Raw genomic sequence first — 3,577 nt, forward strand, 5'->3', positions numbered from 1 at the left:
GTGTAGGATTGGATACTGAGATGTTTGTAAATAGAAGATCAGGTGGACCAACAACTGTTTCAGAAACAATTAAGGTAGCAGTAGCTGTATTATTCTCTTCGTTCTCTTCTTCAATAAGATTTCTTGGATCAAAGACGGCAAGAATAGTGTATGTCCCGGCAGCAGATGATAGGCTGAGGCTGACTGTAGCATATCTTTGTGGTTCTAATCTTGGAATAAAGAGTATTGGCCCTAAGGTAGATGTGGCTATATAAAACTGGGATTCTATACCAGTGATGGTGGTATTTCCTGAATTTAATACAGTGGCACTGAGAAGTATGGTATCAGAAGCAGAAGGTGTTCCGGGAGAGTAGGAGATATAACAGGCTTTCAGGTCTATAATAGGTGGTGGTATGAGGCTATCTTTGATTGCCCTTAAGCATAAAGCGGTAGTAAATGGGTCATTATCCCAGCTTCCATTCTCCCATTGATTGGCTAAAATATAGTTTAATAATTCCGCATTCTGCATTCCGCACTTGCCGAATAGGCAATGGCTTTCTCCCAGAGGGTCTCTGGGGTTTGTAAGATAAGCCAATTCTTTGCCTTTTCAATATTTGGAGTAAGATAAAATTGGTCTTTGTATTGGTTTAAACTAAGAATGGCAAGGGAGGTAAGATAAACATTGCTTTCATCAAATCCAAACCCTCCATCATCATTCTGATTTGATATAAGATACCAGAGGGCAGATTCAATCACTGTGGTGTTAGGGTAGTTGGCTGATTTGAGGGCAGAGAGAGCAAGGAAGGTGTCTAAATTCCCTATTCCATATCCACCAAATCCACCATCTTCTCTTTGATAGGTAAGTAGGAGATCAACAAGATTTGATGTATCTGTTCCTGATTCAGCCAATGTCTTTATTATTCTTGCAAGGAGGGAGCAAGAGAATACACTTTGTGTTCCCAGCCATTCAATACCTTTAGTGTAACTTGCATCAGTCTCATTGAGGTAATAAAAGGTATCCAATACAGCAGTGGTATCAATCACAGCAGAGGCAATCATCTCCTCATCGCCCCAACTGCCAGATGTATTTTGAGTGCCTTTTAGCCACTCCACACCTTTAGTGATGGCCTCTTGTTGAGCCATCCCCTGGGTTATACCCAATCCTACCAATAATATCAGCCATTTAATCTTATTCATTTTAGTCCTCCTTTACCATTCATAATAATAAACCCCCTTGCTATCCTTATGAGAGCAATTGATTCTAATATCCCCAGAATCAGGGCTATAAATCCAGCCACCTTCATCGGTGATTTGGGATGGATGAATTCTTTGGTTGGATTTTGTATGGACGATAAGAGTTTTGGTTGATTTATACATCTTATGGCCATGACCAAATTTTTCAATAACAACTTCTTTGGAAATAGGATGATTAGTTTCTTCATATATGCTTAATCTCCACCTTTCTATTCTTACAATATAAATTTTGTCCTTGCCTTCTATTTCCCATCTTCCTATATCTACTTTCTTGATAATCCCTGGTTCTTTTAAAAAGCAACCTTTTTCTTTAAAAACCTTTCTTATTTTATCTGAAATTATCTTTTTATTTAATTCTTTCTCTACTCTCTTACCATCTCTTTCTGTATCAAATTTTATCTCAAATAGATATATTTCTTTCAAAAATGAAGTATGTGGAATTTTGTGAGAGTCAAAGTATTTAGAAATTTCATCTAATGCAGAGGGCCATTTTCTATTTTCCTGATAATATCTATAAATTGCCACTCTCATTTCTTTTAATGCCTCCTCATTAAAATCTGAAGTTTGGCCTGATAATTTTCCATAATATACAAGAGGAGCAAGAGGAGGAGGGAAAGGGGATGTAAAGATTACTATGCATATACATATAATTGTAAGAAATAAAATCAATGCAACTAATCCCCAATGTGCTTTAATAGCCATTATAAACTTTTTCATTCTATTTTTTCAAGATTAAATCTTTGTTTCCAGAAATCTCTGGTTTAAATTCATCTGGTGTTAATCCAAATAGGATTAAAGCAATTTTTCTTAGTAAGAGGACATATGGTCGTGAATAATTCCACATTGCATAATCCTTTGCAGATTTTATAGAAGCTCCCCCACAAAGGCAAAGCAAATATGGGACATCAAAGTAATAAAAATCTACTGGGCCAGCATAGAATGAATTATATCCTAATTTAGCTTGGGAAGCAAAAGCGTTTGCAACACCTATACTATGGCATGCATCCAAATGAACATAGGTAAAATGTGAAGTGTCAATCCCAGAAATCTGTCCTGTGGTAACACTTTCTTCTCCTTTATACAAGCATAATCCACCTCCCCATCCATGCCCTATAAAATAGAGAATTTTATATTTGGTATCTTTAGCCTCATTTAAAAACCCTTCTGCGGTAGATATTTTTTTACAAATTGGAAGATAACCCCAAATAAAAGTAGCTCCTGCAATAATAAATTCTCCCATCTCTGGGATGTAGAAAGGAGCTACTTTAAATACCCAAAAACTTGTATCTCCCTCTACTATCAATGCATTTGTTTCTACAAAATCAGCTAATGCAAGGGCTATTATTCCCACAGCAGCTAGCACCATTGCCCCTGCCGCCCCTCCTGAGATCAAACAAGCCCCTGCCCCTGTTGTTGGATCTTGGATGATGTAGCCTGTTCCCTGCCATCCATAATAGGTGATCTCTCTTTCTGGAACGATCACCTCATAACCTGCATTGACTGAGTTCTTAATGTCTGTCTTTACATCAGAGGCTACTTGAAGGATGGGTAGGATGGAGTCAATATTGGTTGAGTCTATATGGTGGATGGGGATACCTTGTTGAGCCGAGATTTGGATAGCTTTAACAGCAGAGACAGCCGTAGGTGTTCCTAAGGGGATGTCTAAGTCTAAGTGTTCATTGACTGAGCCATTGTATAGGGTTAAGGTTATGAATTTCTTTATCTTGGTTTGGTCATTATCGATTGGATTAACAATTGAGGTATCCCTTCCCACATCTACACTTATTCCCATTAGATTTAGCTTTCTTGGCATACCCCAAAGCCAGTCTCTTTCTGTGGCAATCTCTGAGGTTATCTCTGCGCTTCTTTGGGTTATGACATTAAGAATAGATGAGGCTATTCTTTCTTGTTTCTCTGTTTGATAGAGCCAGTTTAATGATGAGAAATAAAGGGCTTCTCCCATTATATCATCCTCTAAGAGGCCATTAGAATTGTAAAGAGGCTTTGTTTTATAGCTTTCACTAAATCTATTGCTGGTTATCTCAATGGCTTCTCCTGGGATTCTTGAGAGAAGAAGGCCAAAGGCATAGTATCCCCCTGAGGTAATATTCTTGGTTATCATTTCTGATGGTCTTCCTGGATCAATAAAGGTTAAAGAGATTGCCTCATCTTCTGCCATTCCTATAGGGTTTCCTTCTGCTTTTATTTCTCCATTAATCTGGCTCTTCACGGAATATGGTGCAAATATAATCTCTTGAAAATGTTGCACCTGAATGAGTATTATAACCCTTTAAATCTCTCTAAAAGGAGGGTAACTCAAACAGATGCAACAAATAGATTATAT

The 3,577-nt window shown here is 37.7% G+C and carries 4 protein-coding genes; all 4 read right to left on the bottom strand.

Going from position 1 to position 3,577, the window contains the following annotated elements; all coding sequences use genetic code 11:
* Positions 1-508 (bottom strand): CARDB domain-containing protein (locus AB1397_00205; GenBank protein ID MEW6481427.1); only part of this gene is annotated, 508 nt, incomplete at its 3' end.
* On the bottom strand, positions 487-1,176 hold the full coding sequence (locus AB1397_00210) for a prenyltransferase/squalene oxidase repeat-containing protein (GenBank protein MEW6481428.1): 690 nt from the start codon (positions 1,174-1,176) through the stop codon (positions 487-489). The genes AB1397_00205 and AB1397_00210, both read right to left, overlap by 22 nt.
* A gap of 12 nt (positions 1,177-1,188) precedes the next feature.
* Positions 1,189-1,950: a peptidylprolyl isomerase gene (locus tag AB1397_00215; protein MEW6481429.1), complete on the bottom strand. Its 762-nt coding sequence runs from the start codon at positions 1,948-1,950 to the stop codon at positions 1,189-1,191.
* A 1-nt stretch (position 1,951) separates the two neighbouring features.
* Complete coding sequence (locus AB1397_00220; protein ID MEW6481430.1) at positions 1,952-3,463, bottom strand: hypothetical protein; 1,512 nt, start codon at positions 3,461-3,463, stop codon at positions 1,952-1,954.
* Between the last annotated feature and the right edge of the window lie 114 nt (positions 3,464-3,577).

This window comes from bacterium (genome assembly GCA_040756715.1).
In the GTDB taxonomy this organism is placed as follows: domain Bacteria; phylum UBA9089; class UBA9088; order UBA9088; family UBA9088; genus JBFLYE01.